The sequence below is a fragment of the Borreliella chilensis genome (assembly GCA_000808095.1).
Taxonomy (GTDB): Bacteria; Spirochaetota; Spirochaetia; order Borreliales; family Borreliaceae; genus Borreliella; species Borreliella chilensis.
This window is the reverse complement of record CP009911.1, coordinates 1-20912: the sequence shown is the minus strand read 5'-3', so window position 1 is coordinate 20912 and position 20912 is coordinate 1. Positions and strand designations below refer to the sequence as shown.

The following is a 20912-nucleotide window of genomic DNA, read 5'->3' as shown; positions in this document are numbered from 1 at the left end:
ATTAGAGTATTTATTTGTTTTCTATTATTTTAAATTTTTCCCAAGCTTCAATTTTTTCGAGCAGATATATTTCGTCATTAACAATTCTTCCAACTACGTTTATAAAGCCATTATTTGGGGTATCCTTTAGTGCTATTTGGAGTTCTCCTGCATAACCTAAATATCCTGAAGAGTCTATTAAGATGTCTCCTTTTTTGATTTCATTTGGGGAATGTATAGGGAATTTTTTATTATTATAATATACTCTTGGCATAGTTGATCTAATTCTGTAGGAATTAATATCTCCTCTGTTAAAATGTAAATTTTCAAGGATTATTTCTTTTTCTACTGAAGTTGTTTTTGGATTTAAGTCTGCTTTGAGTTCTAAAACATTTCTGTTTACTTTTGAAACTTTTTCTAGCTCTTTTTCACTTGGGAAACAATTGGAAATCAAAACAGTGTCTATTCCTTCTTTGAAAAGATCTTTTGTTTGTGTTTCTATGTCTTTAAATCTGTGTGATTCTAGTGTAGGAACTCCTTCTTTTTCTCTTCCTCGTGCGCATTCTTCGGCGTTATTAGAACTAATAAATGCAGCTGTTGGGATTGAATAATGTTTAAATATTTTTGTTGTTTCTTTAAAGAAAATTCTTGAAAGTCCTGTATATTTGTGAGGATAAAAATTATGACATCCAAGCAAATTTTTTATATTAGGCTTAAAATACATTATTGTGTTGATATGTTTATTTATGCTACTTATATTAAGCTGAATCTTAAGGTTTAAATCATTAAAAGTCATTAATGATTCTTCAATGCCTGTGAATGTATTGTCTAATCTAATTGCCCAAGCACCAAGTTTTTTAAAATAATCCAGCTTTGAACAATTTCTAAGATCTGAAAGGTCGATTCCTAATTCTTTGAAAATTTTAGGACTTACATCAATAATAGGCTTAATTCCATTCTTATTAGCAATTTTGAGTAATTCTTTGAACATGTCAAATTCATTTCCGTTAATATAGAGCAAAGAGGTAAATACTTGAGTAAATCCAAAATGGGCACTTTTCTCAAGGTATTCGATAATTTTATTTTTAGGGCTTACATTGGGGTATATGGATATTCCAATTTCTTTCATTTTAACCTTCTTCAAAAAGAACTTTTGTTTTTAAGTGCATTAATTGCAAGTTTTAATACTTTTTCTCCATTCATTGTTCCATAATCGATTGTGTTGATTAATTCGATTGGAATTCCTTTTGGCTTTGTGATTTCTTCAAGTCTCTTTTTATTAAATCTTGACTGTGGAGCGAGTAAAACAACATCAAAACGATCAATCACTTCGTCAAGTCGTGTCTCAGCAATAGCTTCAATTTTTGCATTTATATTGTTTGCTTTGGCATATTTTTCAATTCTTTGTACCAGCATACTTGTGGACATTCCAGCCCCACATACAAGTAGTATGTTCATATTTCCTCCTATTTTTTTATTTCATTTATTATTTTGTAAACATTTATTAATTCTTCAAAAATACTTAATTCAGAAATTGCAGACATTAAATGATCTTCAGCATGGATTAAAATAAAAGGCGTTTTAACAGAATTCGGATTAGTGGCTGATTGATGTATTATTTCTCTATGTGCTTCATGAGCCTTTGAAATAGAGTTTTTGCAATCTTTTATGGCAAGTTCTGCTTTTTCGTAGTCTTTGTTTTTAGCATATTCCAAAGCTTCTCTTAAAAAGCTTTTAGCTTCACCGGAGTAAGCTACAACAGGCATGCTTATTTTGTCGATTAATTCTTCCATGCTGTATATTTTTTTATTCATGTTTAAAATATTCTCCTTTTATATATTACTCAATAATTAATATTGTTTAATATATCGTATAATACATTATATTATATTTTATATTTAAAATGAATAATTTTATTATAAATATAAAATATAAGGATTTAACATCATATTATTGATTGAAATATATTATAATTAATATTATGAATTGTTAATTATAACTTTTAATTAGTTTTTATTGGAGGATGGTTTTCATGAATTTTCAAGATTTTATTGAAACTACTTTAGTTCCTATTGCTAGTAAAATTGGTTCAAATAGATATTTAATTGCTTTAAGAGATGGTTTTACTTTTTCTATGCCCTTTTTGATAGTGGGTTCTTTTATTTTACTTTTAGTTAATTTGCCCCTTACAGATTCTCAAACATTGTTATATCAACAGTGGTATGTTGATTTAATGGCTAAGTATAAGGGAAACCTTGTTCAGCCATTTTATGTAAGTATGGGTATTATGTCCATATTTGTTGTTTTTGGTATTGGTTATAACTTATCCAATCATTATAAGCTTAGTGGGATTACAGGGGGATTTTTATCTCTTTATACGTTTTTAATTTTAGCTGGACAATCAGATTGGATACCTTACGGTGGAGAGGCTGTTAAATGGGGAATTCAGCCTAATGCATGGTTTCCTGTAATTGATGCAAGATATTTTAGCGCTCAAGGAGTTTTTACAGCGATTATTTCGGCTATTTTTTCTGTTGAAGTTTATAAATTTTTAGTTCAAAGAAATATGGCGATTAGGCTTCCAGAGTCTGTTCCGCCTGCTGTTTTAAAATCTTTTGAAGCTTTAGTTCCTGTTATTGTGCTTTCAGTTGTTGCTCAAAGTGTTAATATTGCTATTCAAAGTTCGTTAGGAAGCCTTTTTCCCGAAATAATTATGAACATGTTTAGACCTGTTTTGCAAATTAGTGATACTTTACTTGGGACTTTAATGATTTCTTTTGTTGTTCATATCTTATGGTTTTGTGGTCTTCATGGTACTAATGTTATTATTGCTTTGCTTAATCCCATAATTTTAACAAATCTTGATTCTAATATTAGAGCTCTTTCAGACAATCTTCCACTTCCTCATATTTTAGCGGGGGGATTTCTTGATTCGTTTGTATATATTGGTGGTAGTGGTTCAACTTTAGGTCTTGTTATTGCTATGATGCTTAGTAAATCCCAACATCTAAAAGCTATAGGAAGACTTTCATTTGCTCCTGGTATTTTCAATATTAATGAACCTATTATTTTTGGTGCACCAATAGTTTTAAATCCTATATTGGGAATTCCTTTTTTGCTTATTCCTATGTTTAATATAATTGTCGCATATACTCTTACTAATTTTGGAATTATTGAAAAAGTCAGAACATTGACCCCATGGACAACTCCCGCTCCTATAGCAGCATTTTTTTCTACAGGGCTTGATATTAAAGCTTTTGTTCTAGTTTTGTTGTTATTGGTTATTTCGGTATTTATGTATTTACCCTTTATAAAAGCATATGATAAAGTTTTGCTTTTGCAGGAAAAAGAATAATGAATTGTGTTTAATTGTTATTGCAAAGTTTGTAATAACAATATTAGAGATCTAAATATAAATGGCTTTGCTTTAGAAAATAAAAAAAGTTTATTTAAAATTTCAATTTTATTGGCATTGATTTAAAATCAATGAAGAGATTTGCTACTGTCAATGAAATATCTTTTTATTGGTTTATTAATTGCAATATTAAATAAATTGCTCCAATATAAGTATATTTTTAGCAAATCATAAGCTTTTTACTTAGCTAAAAATTTTAAACTTGGTATAATTGAATTAATATGCCTCCAAAAGTGAAGATAAAAAATGATTTTGAAATATTTAGAAAAGAGTTAGAAATTTTATATAATAAATATTTAATTAATGAGCTTTCATATTTAAAGTTGAAATCAAAAATAAAAATTCTTGCAGAGAGTCACAAGGCTATTCTTTTTAGAAAAGATAAATTTACAAATCGTTCAATAATATTAAATCTTTCAAAGACCCGTAAAATAATTAAAGAATATATTAATCTTTCAGTAATTGAAAAGATTAAAAGAGATAATACTTTTTTATTTTTTTGGAAATCAAAAAAAATAAAAGAATTAAAAAATATAGGAATTAAAGACCAAAAGAAAATAGAAGAATTAATATTTTTAAATCAATTTAATAATGAAAAACCCTATTTTCAATATTTTATAGATTTGTTTGTGACTCCAAAATGGTTAAACGATTATGCACATAAGTATAAAATTGAAAAAATAAATAGTTACAGAAAAGAACAGATATTTGTTAAAATTAATTTAAATACCTATATTGAGATAATTAAGCTTTTATTGAATCAAAATCGAGATATTAGATTAAAATTTTATGGAGTTTTAATGGCAATAGGACGTAGGCCTGTTGAAGTAATGAAGCTTTCTAAATTTTATATTGCAGGTAAAAATCATATTCGTATGGAGTTTATTGCAAAAAAGCGAGAAAATAATATTGTTAATGAAGTTGTTTTTCCAGTTTTTGCAGATCCTGAATTAATAATCAATTCCATAAAAGAAATACGTTATATGGAGCAAACCGAGAATCTTACTAAGGAGATAATTTCTTCAAATCTTGCATATAGTTATAATAGATTGTTTCGTCAAATTTTTAATAATATTTTTGCTCCTGAAGAATCTGTCTATTTTTGCAGAGCTATTTATTGTAAATTTTCTTATCTTGCATTTGCGCCCAAAAACATGGAAATGAATTATTGGATAACAAAAGTTTTAGGCCACGAACCAAACGATATAACAACAGCTTTTCATTACAATAGGTATGTTTTGGATAATTTAGATGATAAGGCAGATAATAATTTATTAGCATTGCTTAATCAAAGAATTTATACGTATGTTAGACGTAAGGCCACTTATTCTACTCTTACAATGGATCGTTTAGAGAGTTTGATAAGAGAACATCGTGTTCTTGATGATAATTACATTAAAACATTAATTACAATTAAAGATTTAATGTTGAAGGATAATTTGGAAACTTTAGCAATGGTTAGAGGATTAAATGTTAAAATTCGCAAAGCTTTTAAAGCTGCATACGGATACAATTATAACTATATAAAGCTTACAGAATACTTATCAATAATTTTTAATTATAAACTGTAGTTTTGGCTTTTTAAATTTTAATTATTATTAGTACATTAATAAAATATTAGAAAATATTTTATTAATAAGATATTATATAATTAATATGAAAATAGGTCTTCATTATTTCTTTAAAAAAATTTTAAAATCTAATGACAATAGAACTATTTACATTTCGTATCTTTATGATAAGTTAGTTTCAGTTAAGCCAGCAGGAGATTGGCTTAAAGTTTATTTTAAAGATTCCAAAAGAGGTAAAAAATATTTTATTCTTTTTAATAGGCATGGTTTAAATGGTAGTTTTATTTCATGTAGATTTTTAAAAACATGTTGTAATTGTGGTCTTGATATTAAATTTTCTGATGGCAATTTAAATATCTTTTGTAGAGACAGAAAATCTTTAGAATTTTTGAAATTTAAAGTTGAGCATTTTTTTAGAACTACTATTTCTTGCTCTAAGAATCAAAATTCTGGTGTGGGTAATGTTAAATTAAAGGCTAAAAAAGTTAAGGTGTTGGTAAAACGGGAAATAAGTTCTAATAATAAATTTTAAAATTATCAAATTGAAAAGGATATTTTTCATCTAAAGTTTTTTTTTCAATATTTTCAATGCTTGAATACCTATTTCCATCTTTTAATAATTTTTCAAATTTTTTCATTTGTTCTTCAGTGTTAAAAAAAACTACAATTTCTACCCTTCCATCGTTTAGATTCTTTACAAACCCTTTTAGTTCCATATTATTTGCTATTTGCTCTGTGAAAAATCTAAAACCAACACCTTGTACTTTGCCAGAAATAAAATATTGTTGTTTGAACATTTTTACCTTCTTTCTATAAAATCTATCCAATAGAAAATGTTTTAAATTTTTTCTATTGGATTAGCTGTTTTTATATTTTAAATATTTTACATGAGTTTGTCGATTTCCATTTTTATGTTATCGGACAATCCTCCAAATATAATTTGGACACTATTTCCTTTTTTTAATATTCCACTAGCACCCAGATTTTTAAAATAAGCATCTGATTTGATTGATTCTATTTGTTTTAGATTAATTCTTAGTCTTGATGCACATGCGTCAAGATATGTAATATTATCTTTTCCCCCAAGACCCTCTAATACTTTTGAAGCAGTTTGTGATAAATTTGTTTTTTCTGAACTTATTTTATCTTTTGCCATTTCTTCATCTTCTCTACCTATTGTTTTGAGATTAAATTTCATGATTGCAAATTTAAATATAAAGTAAAATCCAATAAAGTAGAAGATTCCTAAAATAGGAATTGCTATCCAATTTGTTTTACTATTTCCCTGAAGTATTCCAAATAGAAACATATCTATAAATCCTCCAGAGAATGTTAGTCCGACTCCTACGTTTAAAAGGTGTGTCAAAAGGTATGCTAATCCAAAAAGAGGAACATATATAAAATAATAAAGTGCTGGTGCTGCAAAAAGGAATGCAAATTCAAGAGGCTCTGTAATTCCTGTTAACATTGATGTAAAACTAGCAGATAGTAATAATGAAGCTACATTTTTTTTATTTTCAGGTTTAGATGTATGGTACATAGCAAGTGCGGCTCCAGGTAATCCGAAAATCATAACAACAAATTCTCCGCTAAAGAATCTTGTTCCTCTTGCAACTTCAAAGTGTACAGTATTAGGATCTGCAAGCTGTTTGAAAAATATATTTTGTGCTCCTGATATGAGTTCTCCGTTTATTTCCATTGTACCACCAACAGTTGTTTGCCAAAATGGCATATAAAATATGTGGTGAAGTCCAAACGGAATTAAAGATCTTTTTATGGCTCCATATGCAAATGTTCCAAAAAGTCCAGATTGTTCTACAATTGTTCCAAATGAATTCATTGCACCTTGGATAAAAGGCCAAACAAATGTTAAAAATATTCCTACTACAAACATTGCCATTGTAGTTATGATTGGCACAAATCTTGAACCTCCAAAAAATGCTAAAAATGTAGGTAATTGAATATTATGGAATCTGTTGTGAAGAAAGACAGCAACAAATCCTGCTACCATTCCTCCCATTACGCTCATTTGAAGAGAGAATATTCCAAGTACATTTGTATATTCCTGACTTTTTGCAGTTGCAGCTGCTTCAGGCATTCCTAATTCCAATAATGCTTTTAAGCTTGCACTTTCAGGTGTTATTCCTTGTATATACAAAATTCCATTTATAGTTTGATGCATAACCAAAAAGCCTACTACTCCCGCTAAAGCAGCTGTTCCTTTTTCTACTTTGGCAAGACCAATTGGAATTGCTGCTGCAAACATTAAAGGCAAATTAGCAAAAATTACTTCTCCTGTATATTTCATAAGATAAAGTATTGAGTTAGACACAGTACCTTTTCCAAGTACTCCTTCTAATCCATATGCCTGAATCATTGTTTCGTTAGTAAATGCTCCTCCTATTCCCAATAAAATCCCAGCTGCTGGCAGAAGTGCTATAGGGAGCATAAAGGCTTTTCCTATTTTTTGTAATATTGTAAATATAGATATAGATGCGGATGATGTTGACATAATTTTCCCCTTTTTATTAATTATATCCAAATTAATTAAAATAATTAATTATAATAATACTTTAAATATCTTAACAAGATTTTTCAATCTTGTAAATATCAGTATTGAATTAATAATGATATATTAAATTGCTGTTTATAAAATTTTTTAATAATTTTATAATTTCTATATTTAATTACCTGAAACAACCCAAAACCATAATTCTTAATTCATTTTCTTTTTCTATTAAGAAGTTTTTGTTAAAATGATATATAAAATATATATTAATTTTAATTGAGACCAAAGATCTTTTAATCATTCTCAATAGAATTGATTAAAGTAAGCAAATGTTTTATAAAAGTTTTCAGAAGTTGTCATTAAATTTTAAATCATGAGTTCATATGCATTTATACTAATTATTCTTTAGATTGTTTATTGTTGGTAAAATTTTGTATTTCTAAAAAGTGTTAAAAAATTTGCTGTCAATTTAATTATTATGAAGGTATTGGTTGTAAGTTCCATTAGCATTTCAATTGTTTCAATTAAAAATAATTATAGTTACAAATACTTATTCAATTTTTTTAAAAATTATAGCTTATTTTAAGCTATAATAGACCAATTCCTTTTTATTTAGTTTTAAATCAAATTTAAAGTTTATTGAATGGGTCCAATTTGGTTTTAGAATGTTGCCTATTGTTAAATTAGTTTTAAATAGGCTTTTGTTTTATTGTACATTGTCAGTAATTAACTAATTTATGCTAATTACTGAATAAATATTTGTGGATTTCACTAGTTTTATCGGAATAATCTATAGCCAGTTTATTATTACTATCTCTAATATTTGGATTAACACCTTTTTTGATAAGCGATTTAATAAATTCTAATTCATATCTTTGTATTATGGCGTTATGAAGAGCTGTTTGAGAATCTTGATTTGGTAAATTGACATTAAATTCTTTTGTTATTAAATAATTCAGGATATTTTTTGCTTTTACATTTATGGCATAAGTAAATATTGGATTGCCATCAGAAAATATTGTATTTAATGAAAAAATATTCTTATTTGTTTCTAAAAATTCTTTAAAATCATTAAGTTTGTCATTTTTAGTCAAATTTTGTAGTTGTTTTTTTTTCTCAATGTATAAACCATACTCTTTTTTAATTTTGATTGTCTTGAGAAAATTGTCTTTATTCTCTTGTAGGTCTATGTAATAAGGGTTGGTGTCTATATTATTTTTATAATATTCTATGGGAATGATAGCATTGTTTGCATCAAGATAGTAAACGCTTATTAGTTCTTTGAAGTGTATATTTTTATTTTCTGGGATTAAATCAAATCTAACTTTGTAGCTTTCAAATTCTTTAAAGGGGATTAAATTGTAATTTTGATCGTAAAACAACAATTCTATGATTTGCCCGTTTGTATTTTTTATAACAGGAATAATGTTACCATTATTATCAACACCTATTGCTGTATTTTCACCATTTAGAACAGGCAATTTATATTTATTGTAAACAGGAGTAATATTTTCTTTTATTTGTTCTAATTTTTTTTTAATTTCTGAATTTGTTGCTTTGACATAATTTTTATAATTTGTTTGAATTTCATAAGAATTTTTGCCAATGTTTTTAGCGTATTTTTCAAAACTAGCGTTAAACACTGTATATATTGGATTAAATTTTGACATCAATTCCATTCTTATTGGCATTGGAAAATTTAATAGATATTTTTGTAAAAATTGTTCATTTATTTTATGTATTTCAAAAAATTCTTTTTCAAAAGTATTGAAATTTTCCAATAACTGCTTTTCGTTGAAGTGATAAGATAAATTGGAACTAATTATAAAAAGAGCAAAAAAAGTTAAGTAATACAAAAAGTATAAATTTTTTAATTTACCTTTAATTTTATTTCGTAAGTTTTTATTAAAAATTGTAAAAGATAGAAATCCAATAATAAGGTACCCAGAATATAAAAATATTTTGCTTAGTATATAGTAACTCATTTTACATCCTTTTAAAGTTTATTTTTACATTATATCAAAATATTTATATATTTTTATTTACTTTACTTTATTAAAGTCATACAATTAAGGCATTAAATGAAGAAGTTTTTAGTTCCTGTTTACTTTTTACTGTTTTACAGTTGTTCAACGATCTCTTTGGTTAAAATACCAGAAAAAGATAAGATTGATTTGACTGTTTTAAAGTCTTTGATGAATTATCCTGATTTGAAGATTTCAAATTTTAAAATAAAAGACTATGAACATTTATATCGTTCATCTGAGTTTGAAAGTTTTAATGATACTCAAAATAGCGTTTATGTTTCAATTGACGAACCTACTTTTAATAGTAAGATTAATCTTATTAAAAATCTTTTTATTTATAATAAAAAATTATATAGAATACTAATTGCCTATAGCTTAACCCAAGGTGCATCTTTTAAGGAAGAAGTTTTATCTTATCTTGAAAAACAAAAAATTGTAAGAAATTTTTCATTGAAAATCAATTTTCCAACTGCTAAAAAATTCATAGATAATAAGTATTGGGTTGTAATTGCAAAAAACCATTTAGATGTTCTTATTAAGAGTAAAAATTATTTAATTTTAGCTAATGCAAAAATGGAATATATACTTAAAAATTTTTTAACTTAAAAATTTTTTTTACTCTAAATCTTCAAATATTTTTTTTATTCGTTCTTTTTTTTCAAGTTCATATTTTTCCAAATCAATAGCTATTGATTCTTTTATTTTATCTGTATTGTGGAGATAAATGTTAGATTTTATTTTATTTTCTGGATTTTTAATTTTTAAAATTTTTTTACTCTTTTTTATTTTGCCTAATTTACTAAGATCATTAAGTATGCTTAATTTTAAATAAATTAAATTTTCAGTTACTTGAAATTCTTTTGCTATTGTTTTTTGAGGGGATTCTTTAGATTTATATTGGGGTAATTTTAGTTTTAATGTGGTTGTTGGTACTAAAATGCTTGCTGCAAATATATTGGCTTCTGTTACCATTTTACTATCTTGAATATCATTATAATAGTTACCATTTTTAGATAAATTTTTAATTTGATCTTGGTGCATCAAATAATGCCCCAAATGTTTTGCTATTGTAAATCTTTTATTTTCAAGGCTCATGTTCTCATTTATGTATATAGATTTTTCATTTAACTGGATATATCCTGAAAAATCTTTATATTTATCTTGAAAACTTATTTCAAAAATTTTAAGGTCTTCTCCCATAGCGATTTTTATTATAGGAACAGGAATAAGCAACACTTTGTATTTTAATATTATATAATCCGAATAGACTCTAGAATTTTCAATATAAGAACTAAAGTTGTTTTCATTCATTTAATATAAATACTCTCCTTTTTGTATTGTATAATATAAGTTAATTATGAGATATAGTTTTTCTTTGATTTTAATAGTTTTTATTTGTGTCTCTTGCAAGATTTTAAATGTTGCTGAGGATTTAGATAAAAATTTTGAAAAAATTGAAAGAGCAGATTACTTTCTTTATTTTTATCCAGATAGCCAAATTTATATTAAAAAAGACAAATCTAGTAATAGATTTACTGTTTTTTTAAATGTTATGTTAGATTCAAATTTGAATTTTACTAAAGGTTCTTTGAAATTAATTCAAGACAATAAATATATTGGAAGTATTGCCATTTCTAAAGTAGTTAGCATTGGAAATTTTAAATTCTTATACATTAACCTTGATAAAAACAATTTCACTCTTATGTCAAAGGCTTTAACTCCTTATAAAAAACTAGTCTTTTTATTTAATGATGATTCTTTTCAAGTTTGGACTAAGGATACCTTAGAATATGATTCAAGATTCATTGATGTTAATTTCAAGAGCACAAAAAATACTTTAGAATATGCATTTAAAAACAAAATTTTATAAAAAAATTTATATATTATTGACTATCTTAAAAATTTTTAAAAAATATTTATTATTTTCCTATCTAACACTTTTAACACTGTCTTGTTCTACAATCTCTTTTGACGGTATTTCCGAATTAAAAAAAGATTCCAAATATATTAAATTAATTCAAAAGGATAATAAAATTTCTTTAAGACATTATTTCACTATTTCTAGTAATTGGGATTTAAGATATAAAGAACCCTTGTTCTTAAAGGTTGGGAATGATATAATTGCCTTATTTCTATTTAATCGTTACAAGTTAGTTAATAGTAAATATCTTCAAACCTTTTTTAGTGTTGGAAAGGATATTTCTTTGAAAGCTTATTTAAAACTTATTAAAGCTAGAAAATTTGTTATTACAAATAGTTCTGAAAAAGTTATTAAAACTATTGTATTTTCAAACTTGCCTGATAGTGAAAATATTTTTTTTCAGAACAATATGCTCAATAATATTAAATAAGCCTTTAAAAAAATTAAAGGCTTATTTAATATTATTGAGCATATTGTTCTACAATTAAAAGGAAAGTTTTATGGGAGAATATATTAAAGGTTTATTATTTCAATTTAAAAACAACACTATCGATTATAAAAAAGAAATTATCGCAGGCATTACTACTTTTTTAAGTATGTCGTACATTATAGCTGTTAATCCAGCAATACTATCTAACACAGGTATGCCAATTGGCGCATTAGTTACTGCAACTTGTCTAACAGCATCATTCTCTACTATATTAATGGGAGTTTATACTAATACACCTCTAGCCTTAGCTTCTGGAATGAGTTTAAACGCATTTTTTGCATTTTCTTTGGTAATTGGGATGAATATTCCTTGGCAAGTTGCATTAGCAGCTGTTTTTATTGAAGGATTAATATTTATTCTTCTATCATTTTTAAGAATCAGAGAACAAATTATAAATTCCATACCAGTAAATTTAAAATACTCTATCTCGGTTGGAATAGGACTGTTTATTGCTTTTATTGGCTTTGTCAATGGTGGAATCATCATTAAAAATGATGCTACATTGGTTGGCATTGGGTCATTTATAAACTTAAAAGTTTTATTTACATTTTTAGGATTATTCTTTATTGCAATTTTTGAACAACTAAGAGTAAAAGGAAGCATTCTTTGGGCAATTAGCATAGTTACTCTTACTGCTTGGATATACGCAATATTTAATTTAGAAAATGCTAAAACTATTGGCATAAACCTTCCAAATGGAATTATAAAATTCGAATCTATTAGGCCAATATTTAATCAATTAGATTTTTCTTATGTTGTGAGTGAGCATTTTTGGACTTTTATATCAGTAGTTTTTATTCTCTTATTAAATGATTTATTTGATACTATAGGTATTCTAATAAGCGTTACAACAAAAGGCGGCATGTTGGACAAAAATGGAAAAATTCCTAATGCAAAGAAAATATTACTAGTTGACGGTATTGCTACTACTTTTGGAGCAATAATGGGAGTTTCTACTATTACTACTTATATTGAAAGTTTTACAGGAATAGAAGAAGGTGGTAAAACAGGTTTTACTTCAATTGTAACTGGAGTATTATTTTTATTTGCAGTTTTTTTTGCACCTCTGTTTATTGCCGTTCCTGCTAGTGCAACTGCTGCTGCTTTAATATATGTGGGATTTTCAATGTGTAGAGAAATAATAAAAATTGATTTTTCCAATATAAGAGAAAATATTTCTAGCTTTTTGGTATTTTTTTTAATTCCTCTAACTTATAGCATTTCTTCGGGATTTTTCGTTGGAGCAGTATTTTATGTTTTGGTAAATTTATCATTTAATCTTTTTAGCAAAGAAAAAATTAAAATTTCCCCTATAATGATAATATTGTGCTTAATTTTTATCATTAAATTTATTTATGGATATTAATGTTTCTAAAAAATTTAATTTACACAATATTTTACAAATAGATTAAGTCTAATTAATAGCGTTGATATTATTTTTGATATAAAATAAAACTTGAGGAGGAATTTACTATGAACCAATCCAAAGAAACATTATTATTTCAATTTAAAAACAACACCATCGATTATAAAAAAGAAATTATCGCAGGTGTTACCACTTTTTTAAGTATGGCATACATTATAGCTGTTAATCCAGCAATATTGTCTAGTACAGGCATGCCAATTGGTGCATTAGTTACTGCAACTTGTCTAACATCAGCATTTTCTAGTATATTAATGGGACTGTATACTAATACCCCTATTTCATTAGCACCGGGTATGGGCCTTAATGCGTTTTTTGCATTTTCTGTAGTAATTGGAATGAATATTCCTTGGCAAGTTGCATTGGCCGCTGTTTTTACTGAAGGGCTTATTTTTATTATACTGTCTCTATCAAGAGCACGAGAAAGTATCGCTAATTCCATACCAGTAAATTTAAAATACTCTATATCGGTTGGAATAGGACTGTTTATTGCTTTTATTGGCTTTGTCAATGGAGGAATTATTATTAAAAATGATGCTACATTGGTTGGAATCGGATCATTTATTGATTTGAAAGTTTTATTTACATTTTTAGGATTATTTTTTATTGTAATTTTTGAACAATTAAAGGTAAGGGGAAGTATACTTTGGGCTATTTGCTCAATCACTGCCATAGCTTGGACATACGCAATTTTTAATCCAGAAAGTGCAAATATCACAGGAATACGCTTTCCAGACGGAATTTTAAGATTTGAATCTATTGGACCAATATTTAATCAGTTAGACTTTTCTTACGCATTAAGCAAGCATTTTTGGACTTTTGTTACCATTGTATTGGTATTATTGTTTAACGATTTATTTGACACTTTAGGCACTTTAATAGCGGTAGCAGCAAAAGGTAACATGTTGGACAAAAACGGGAAAATTCCCAATGTTGGTAAAATATTTTTAATTGATGCCATTTCTACTACTGTTGGAGCAATAATGGGGGTTTCAACTGTAACAGCATATATTGAAAGTTGTACAGGAATAGAAGAAGGGGGCAAAACAGGCCTAACAACAATAGTAACAGGAATAATGTTCTTTATTGCGGTTTTTCTTTCACCATTATTTATTGCTGTTCCTGCCAGTGCAACTGCTGCAGCATTAATATATGTAGGATTTTCAATGTGTAGAGAAATAATAAAAATTGATTTCTCTAATATAAGAGAAAATATCCCTAGTTTTTTAATACTCTTTTTAATTCCCTTGACATACAATATTTCTTCGGGAATAAGTATTGGAATAATATTTTATGTTTTAATAAACATAATACTTAATTTACTAGGAAATAAAAAAAATAAAATCTCCCCAGTAATGGTACTACTATGTCTAATATTTGTTATTAAATTTGTTTACGGTTATTAACTAATTTACTATTTATAAAAAAAATTTAAAATTTGTAACTTCAATGAGATGAATGATATGCATTAAAAAAAGTTTTTATCGTCAAAATATTCTAGATCAATAACTTCATTATCATAAAAAATAAAAGCCAAGAAAAAATTCTTGACCTTATTTATTGACTTTATTTTTCCAGTTACTTTTTTAAAATAAATTAATCTTATAATATTGATCTTAATTAAGGTTTTTCTGGGGTTGCTACCATAACAGGACTTGTAAGTTCTTTAACTGAATTGGTTAAGACACCTTGAGCTGCTTTTGCCAAACTTTCTACTGATGTAATTAATTTTTCAAGTTCTTCAGCACCCTTGGTTTTATCATTATTTGTTTTTAAAATAGCTTTTTTTGCATCCTCATCAGTAGCACCTTCTTTCCCAAGATCTGCATGATTATCTTTTAGTTTTTTAGTAAAATCTTCAGAGCACTTTTTAGCTTCAGCAACTTTTTCTTTTAATTCTTCTGAGCCTTTCAAATCACCTAATTTCTTTGTTATTGATTTTGATATTGTATAAGCTCCTGCCAATAATGATCCATTATGATTTGCTTCAGCACCTAAATCTGCCTGATTTTGTATTTTTTTACCAATAGATTCGGCAAGTTCCTCTATAGAGGAAATCAAGGTTTCAACTTCTTTCACAGCCAGTACAAATGCATTAGAATCTGTAATTTTTTTACTTATTTCTGTAAGATTAGGCCCTTTCATAACCTCATCATCAGAGTTAGCAGATGCAGAATTTCCTTCTTTACCTGAATTATTACAAGATATAAATAAAAATAAAGTCATTAATATTGCACTTAATGTATTCTTCTTCATTAAATTGTGCCTCCTTTTTATGAATTATTAGTTCAACAATTTTGTTTTTTCAATTTTTATTGAAAATTAAATAATTTTTCAAGCTATCAGACTTTTATAAAATAAATAATTTTCAATTTACTGAAAATTATTTATTTTATCACAATTGAATAACTTTTTTGAACTCAAGCTTGACAGAAATAAAAAAGATATGCTATAATTAATCCAATTATATTTTAATGAGTTGACTTTTGATTTATTTTAAGGACTTGTATGATGAGTGCTAATGTAATGCTTATATTAGATTTCGGATCTCAATATAGCCAGCTAATCGCAAGAAGAATTAGGGAAATTGGCGTTTACACAAAAGTAATGCCTTATTACACACCTTTAAAAGAAATAAAAAATATGAATATTATGGGAATAATACTAAGCGGAGGACCTGCTTCTGTTTATTCAAAAGATGCTCCTACCTTGAATATGGAAATTTTTAATTTAAAAATACCTGTTTTGGGAATCTGTTATGGAATGCAAATAATTGCTAAGTTATTTGGTGGTCTAGTATCTAAAAACAGCACGCAAGAATATGGAAGCTCTGAAATCTTTTTAAAAGACGAAAAATCCCCTTTATTTTCAGAACTTCCAAACAAATTTCAAATTATTATGAGTCATGGAGATAGCATTGAAAAAATACCCAACAATTTCAAGCAAGTAGCTTGTACACAAAATTGCATTGCTTCTATCTCAAATGAAACTCAAAAAATATATGGTCTACAATTTCACCCAGAAGTAACTCATTCTGAATTCGGAGATCAAATACTTAAAAATTTTGTTTTTAAAATTTGCCAAGCTCAAACTAATTGGTCATTAGAGAGTAATATAGAAACTATTGTAGAAAAAATTAAACTTAAAGTCGGTAACAAAAAGGTTGTTTTAGGACTTTCTGGCGGTACAGATTCTTTAGTTTGCGCATTGCTTATAAAAAAAGCAATAAAAAACAATTTAATCTGTGTTTTTGTAAATACGGGATTGTTACGTAAAAATGAAGAAAAAAAAATACTAGATTTAAAGCATCAATATGATTTAAATCTAAAATACATTGATGCTTCTGAAAAATTCTTGAACCATTTACAAACTATAAGCGATCCTGAGAAAAAGAGAAAAATAATAGGAAAAGAATTCGTAAATGTTTTCGAAAAAATTACTCTAGAAGATAAAAATATAGAATATTTAGCTCAAGGAACAATTTATTCTGACGTAATTGAATCTAAATCAAAAAATAATACATCTTCAAAAATTAAATCTCATCACAATGTGGGAGGACTTCCAGATAATATGAGTTTAAAACTTTTAGAGCCTTTAAATGAATTTTTTAAAGATGAAATAATTCAAATTGGAATAAAGCTGGGCATTAAAAAGGAAGATCTTTACAAACACCCATTTCCAGGCCCAGGACTAGCAATAAGAATAATTGGAGAGGTGACACAAAAGAAAATACATATCTTACAAGAAGCAGACAATATTCTGATAGAAGAACTTTTCATAAATGATTTATATTATGAAATAAGACAAGCATTTGTTGTTCTGCTGCCTGTAAAATCCGTAGGCGTAATGGGAGACAAAAGGACATATGAATATACCGCTGTTATTCGATGTGTAAATACTCAAGATTTCATGACTGCAGAATGGACTGAGCTTCCTTATAATTTTTTAAAAAAAGTTTCTTCAAGAATAATCAATGAAGTTAGGGGCATAAATAGAGTTTGTTACGATGTATCTTCTAAGCCTCCATCAACAATAGAATGGGAATAGCAAAAAGAATAAAAAGGAAACTTTATGACAAACAAAATAATAAAAGAAGCACTAACTTTTGATGATGTGTCTTTAATCCCAAGAAAATCATCTATATTGCCTAGTGAGGTTAATTTAAAAACACAATTGACAAAAAATATATCCTTAAATATCCCCTTTTTAAGTTCTGCTATGGATACAGTTACAGAAAGCCAAATGGCAATAGCTATTGCTAAAGAAGGGGGAATAGGAATTGTACATAAAAACATGTCAATAGAGAATCAAAAAAAAGAAATAGAAAAAGTAAAAACATATCAAATTCAGAAAATTCCAAAACCTACCAACACTAATAAGGATGCAAACGAACAAACAGCCAAAGCATTCGTAACAAATCAATATATAGAAGAACCAGTAACTAGCAAAAATGTAGAACATAAAGAAGATTTTCCTAATGCATGTAAAGATTCCAACAGTAGACTAAGAGTAGGCGCTGCTGTTTCTATTGAGATAGATACTATGGAACGAGTTGAAGAACTGGTAAAAGCACAAGTAGATCTACTTGTCATAGATTCTGCCCATGGGCATTCCACAAGAGTAATAGAACTTGTCAAAACAATTAAAAACAAGTACCCAAATTTAAACCTTATTGCTGGCAATATAGTAACCAAAGAAGCCGCATTAGATTTAATCAATGCGGGGGCAGACTGTTTAAAAGTAGGAATAGGTCCAGGTAGTATATGCACAACAAGAATTGTTGCAGGAGTTGGTGTTCCTCAAATAACAGCAATATGCGATGTTTATGAAGTTTGCAAAAACACAAACATTTGCATTATAGCAGATGGTGGAATAAGGTTTTCAGGAGATATTGTTAAGGCCATCGCAGCAGGAGCTGACAGTGTAATGATAGGCAATCTCTTTGCAGGCGCAAAAGAATCTCCTTCAGAAGAAATAATTCACAATGGAAAAAAATTTAAATCTTATGTCGGAATGGGTTCTATTTCTGCTATGAAAAGAGGTTCTAAATCAAGATATTTCCAACTTGAAAACAACGAACCCAGAAAATTGGTTCCTGAGGGAATTGAAGGTATGGTACCGTATTCTGGAAAATTAAAAGATATTTTGACTCAATTAAAAGGTGGTCTAATGGCTGGAATGGGTTATTTAGGAACACTTACAATATCTGATTTAAAAGCAAATTCTAAGTTCGTAAAAATAAGCCATTCTTCATTAAAAGAATCCCATCCTCATGATGTTTTTAACATAAAATAAAGATAAAAAGATATTTATCAAATTAAATAACAACCCTCTTTAAAATATTGAAATTTTGCGTTAGCATTGAAGAAATAAAACCCTTAATTGATAGGAGAGGAATAATGAAAAACATAATAATGTCATCTGTTTTTGCAATGCTTTTTCTAGCATTAATGTATTCAGCGTTTACTCTATTAAGGAATAGTAACTCCAAAATAATCAAATTAATAAAAAATGAGCTACTAATATAGCAGGTATTTTTATAAAAATACCTGCTAATTTCAAAATTATTTAATTGGTTTTATTTCAGATAAATCAAATCTTTCTGAAATATTTGGCTCCCAGCCTTTCCACTTATCGTTTCTAAAAAGATAGCCAGAAGAATTTATATTAATAAATATAACTGGAAAATCTCTATCGATTATTATTGACTCTGCTTTTTTTAAAATTTCTTGTCTTTTAAAAATATTTCTTTCAAGATCTGATTTCATTAAAAGTCTATCATATTCAGAATTTGAATATCCATAAGATGAAAAAGATGCGTTTTCCGTTTTAAAAATACTTAAAAATGTCATAGGATCAGCATAATCTCCTGACCAACCTGCCCTTATTATTTCATAATTACCATTTACCCTGCTATTTATATATGTTGACCATTCTTCATTTTCAAGCTGAACATCAATACTTAAATTTTTCTTCCACTGATTTTGAATAAATTCGGCAATTTTTCTATGCATATCATTTACATTATATTTTACTTTTAATAAAGGAAAATTTCTACCATTAGGATATCCTGCCTCTAACAAAAGCTTTTTAGCCATTCCAGCATCAAATAAGGTTAAATTACTTTTATAAGAGTAATCAATATAATCTGGAGTTGCTCTTCTTGTGGGAATAGAACTATCATTAAGAACACTCTCTGTTAAAGTTTTTCTATCAATAGCAAGAGATAAAGCCTTTCTAACCTTAACATCATCAAGCGGCTTTACCTTGGTATTTAAAGAATAAAAATAGTTTGAATTAGTCCCTATTGAATAATAATCATCCCTAAGTTTAAGCTCCTTAAGCAAATCTGGTGGAACATTGTTAAAAATTGCATCTAGTTCATCATTTAAATACATATTATAAGCTGTAATGCTATTATCTGTAGTAAAAAATACTACACTATCAAGAACAACATCTTTAGATTTATAATATTTATTGTTCTTTTCAAGAACAACCTTTTCATTTAAAACTCTAGATTTTAATTTAAAAGGTCCACTAACAACCATATTCTCAGGGTTTGTCCAACTTTGTCCATGCTTTTCAATAATATGCACTGGTAAAGGTATAAATGTTTGATGCACCAACATATCAAGAAAATATGGCTTTGGAAATGTTAGTGTCATTTCTAAAGTTTTCTCATCAAGCGCTTTGATTCCAAGGTCAGACTCATTTACTTTGCCATCAAAATACTCTTCTGCATTTTTTATAGCAGATTTAATAATGCTAACAAGAGATGACCCGGTTTCTTTGTCTAAAATTCTAAGATAAGATTTTCTTATTCCTTCAGCAGTAATCGCAACTCCATCGCTCCAAACAAGATTATCTCTTAAATGAAACGTATACACTGTTCCTTCATCAGAGATATCCCAACTTTTAGCAAGTCCCGGCATGTATCCCCCAGTTCTGGGATCTCCATTTAAAATGCCAAGAAACATTTGACTTACAATCTTTGATCCAACAGTATCGTTTATCAATTGAGCATCTAAAGTAGCAGGTTCACTACCGATATTTAGCTTAAACACTAATTTATGCCTATCATTTTCTTTAATACAAGAAAAAAATAATAGTAAATTTAAAATAATTACAGTTTTTAACATTTTTATCAAGATTTTCATACCAAGCATCCTTATAGGTCTTTATAAATTTAAATTTTTTCCACATTTATATTATATATGAAATATAATTTCACGTTGACATTCTTAACAACACTTAAAATACTCTTATCATAAAACACTTGCAATTTATTCTTTAAAAAGAAATGTATATTGTATTTTGCTTTTCAATCTTTGTATAAGGAACATAATCAAATTATTTTAATGTAAATTTTATTAAATCAAAATTCGTATTTTACATTGATCCCTTCTCTTTTTTTGGAAATGATACAATAAACCATAAAAACTGACATTTTTATGAAAGCTAAAAACCATTAAAATAAACAAAACAATTGATCTTATCTTAAAAAGATTATAATTTTTCATTATTTCCTCTCCAAACAGTATTTATAGATGGGCAAATAATTTTTAAATTTCTAATAT

At 27.1% G+C, this 20912-nt stretch carries 19 protein-coding genes; 10 read left to right on the top strand and 9 right to left on the bottom strand.

Features of this window, described 5'->3' with window-relative positions; translation table 11 throughout:
• Positions 1 to 10: 10 nt before the first annotated feature.
• The 3 genes from OY14_04325 to OY14_04315 are packed head-to-tail and all read right to left on the bottom strand — an operon-like array spanning position 11 to position 1793.
• Positions 11 to 1108 carry a cell surface protein gene (locus tag OY14_04325; GenBank protein ID AJA90678.1) on the bottom strand — a complete coding sequence of 366 codons (1098 nt, stop codon included), beginning with the start codon at positions 1106 to 1108 and terminating at the stop codon, positions 11 to 13.
• 11 nt (positions 1109 to 1119) lie between these two features.
• Complete coding sequence (locus tag OY14_04320) at positions 1120 to 1437, bottom strand: cytochrome C biogenesis protein CcmE (GenBank protein ID AJA90677.1); 318 nt, start codon at positions 1435 to 1437, stop codon at positions 1120 to 1122.
• A gap of 8 nt (positions 1438 to 1445) precedes the next feature.
• Complete coding sequence (locus tag OY14_04315; GenBank protein AJA90676.1) at positions 1446 to 1793, bottom strand: PTS system chitobiose-specific transporter subunit IIA; 348 nt, start codon at positions 1791 to 1793, stop codon at positions 1446 to 1448.
• Positions 1794 to 2011: 218 nt separating this feature from the next.
• On the opposite strand from OY14_04315, the gene OY14_04310 reads away from it, so the two are divergent.
• From OY14_04310 to OY14_04300, 3 genes are all read left to right on the top strand, one after another.
• The gene (locus OY14_04310; protein ID AJA90675.1) at positions 2012 to 3334 is read left to right on the top strand and encodes a PTS system chitobiose-specific transporter subunit IIC; all 1323 of its coding nucleotides are present in this window, start codon (positions 2012 to 2014) and stop codon (positions 3332 to 3334) included.
• A gap of 281 nt (positions 3335 to 3615) precedes the next feature.
• Positions 3616 to 4965 carry a Telomere resolvase ResT gene (locus tag OY14_04305; protein ID AJA90674.1) on the top strand — a complete coding sequence of 450 codons (1350 nt, stop codon included), beginning with the start codon at positions 3616 to 3618 and terminating at the stop codon, positions 4963 to 4965.
• An 85-nt stretch (positions 4966 to 5050) separates the two neighbouring features.
• Positions 5051 to 5497: a hypothetical protein gene (locus OY14_04300; GenBank protein AJA90673.1), complete on the top strand. Its 447-nt coding sequence runs from the start codon at positions 5051 to 5053 to the stop codon at positions 5495 to 5497.
• Here the strand turns inward: OY14_04300 and OY14_04295 are convergent.
• The 3 genes from OY14_04295 to OY14_04285 all read right to left on the bottom strand — a co-directional run bounded on the left by OY14_04295 (position 5481) and on the right by OY14_04285 (position 9459).
• Complete coding sequence (locus OY14_04295; GenBank protein AJA90672.1) at positions 5481 to 5762, bottom strand: acylphosphatase; 282 nt, start codon at positions 5760 to 5762, stop codon at positions 5481 to 5483. The genes OY14_04300 and OY14_04295 overlap by 17 nt on opposite strands.
• 86 nt (positions 5763 to 5848) lie before the next feature.
• The gene (locus OY14_04290; GenBank protein ID AJA90688.1) at positions 5849 to 7456 is read right to left on the bottom strand and encodes a PTS glucose transporter subunit IIB; all 1608 of its coding nucleotides are present in this window, start codon (positions 7454 to 7456) and stop codon (positions 5849 to 5851) included.
• A 758-nt stretch (positions 7457 to 8214) separates the two neighbouring features.
• Entirely contained in the window at positions 8215 to 9459 is a 1245-nt protein-coding gene (locus OY14_04285; protein ID AJA90671.1) for an ankyrin, read from the bottom strand.
• A 96-nt stretch (positions 9460 to 9555) separates the two neighbouring features.
• Here OY14_04285 and OY14_04280 point away from each other — a divergent pair, with 96 nt between their 5' ends.
• The gene (locus tag OY14_04280; GenBank protein ID AJA90670.1) at positions 9556 to 10107 is read left to right on the top strand and encodes a hypothetical protein; all 552 of its coding nucleotides are present in this window, start codon (positions 9556 to 9558) and stop codon (positions 10105 to 10107) included.
• Positions 10108 to 10116: 9 nt separating this feature from the next.
• On the opposite strand, the gene OY14_04275 is transcribed toward OY14_04280, so the two are convergent.
• A complete protein-coding gene (locus OY14_04275; GenBank protein AJA90669.1) occupies positions 10117 to 10812 on the bottom strand; it encodes a hypothetical protein in 696 nt (231 codons plus the stop codon).
• Between the two features lie 46 nt (positions 10813 to 10858).
• On the opposite strand from OY14_04275, the gene OY14_04270 reads away from it, so the two are divergent.
• The 4 genes from OY14_04270 (at position 10859) to OY14_04255 (ending at position 14741) form a co-directional block, all read left to right on the top strand.
• Complete coding sequence (locus tag OY14_04270; GenBank protein ID AJA90668.1) at positions 10859 to 11371, top strand: hypothetical protein; 513 nt, start codon at positions 10859 to 10861, stop codon at positions 11369 to 11371.
• Positions 11346 to 11852 carry a hypothetical protein gene (locus tag OY14_04265; GenBank protein AJA90667.1) on the top strand — a complete coding sequence of 169 codons (507 nt, stop codon included), beginning with the start codon at positions 11346 to 11348 and terminating at the stop codon, positions 11850 to 11852. Before OY14_04270 ends, OY14_04265 begins: the two co-directional genes overlap by 26 nt.
• A gap of 70 nt (positions 11853 to 11922) precedes the next feature.
• A complete protein-coding gene (locus OY14_04260; GenBank protein ID AJA90666.1) occupies positions 11923 to 13278 on the top strand; it encodes a guanine permease in 1356 nt (451 codons plus the stop codon).
• 107 nt (positions 13279 to 13385) lie between these two features.
• Entirely contained in the window at positions 13386 to 14741 is a 1356-nt protein-coding gene (locus OY14_04255; protein ID AJA90665.1) for a guanine permease, read from the top strand.
• Positions 14742 to 14955: 214 nt separating this feature from the next.
• Here OY14_04255 and OY14_04250 read toward each other — a convergent pair whose 3' ends face one another.
• On the bottom strand, positions 14956 to 15591 hold the full coding sequence (locus tag OY14_04250) for a cell surface protein (protein AJA90664.1): 636 nt from the start codon (positions 15589 to 15591) through the stop codon (positions 14956 to 14958).
• Between the two features lie 255 nt (positions 15592 to 15846).
• Here OY14_04250 and guaA point away from each other — a divergent pair, with 255 nt between their 5' ends.
• Positions 15847 to 17382, top strand: coding sequence for a GMP synthase (guaA, locus tag OY14_04245; protein ID AJA90663.1), 1536 nt, complete (start codon positions 15847 to 15849; stop codon positions 17380 to 17382).
• A 24-nt stretch (positions 17383 to 17406) separates the two neighbouring features.
• Positions 17407 to 18630 (top strand): inosine-5-monophosphate dehydrogenase, encoded by a 1224-nt coding sequence (locus OY14_04240; GenBank protein AJA90662.1) that lies wholly within the window; start codon positions 17407 to 17409, stop codon positions 18628 to 18630.
• Between the two features lie 269 nt (positions 18631 to 18899).
• Here OY14_04240 and OY14_04235 read toward each other — a convergent pair whose 3' ends face one another.
• A complete protein-coding gene (locus OY14_04235; GenBank protein AJA90687.1) occupies positions 18900 to 20480 on the bottom strand; it encodes an ABC transporter substrate-binding protein in 1581 nt (526 codons plus the stop codon).
• Positions 20481 to 20912 lie beyond the last annotated feature (432 nt).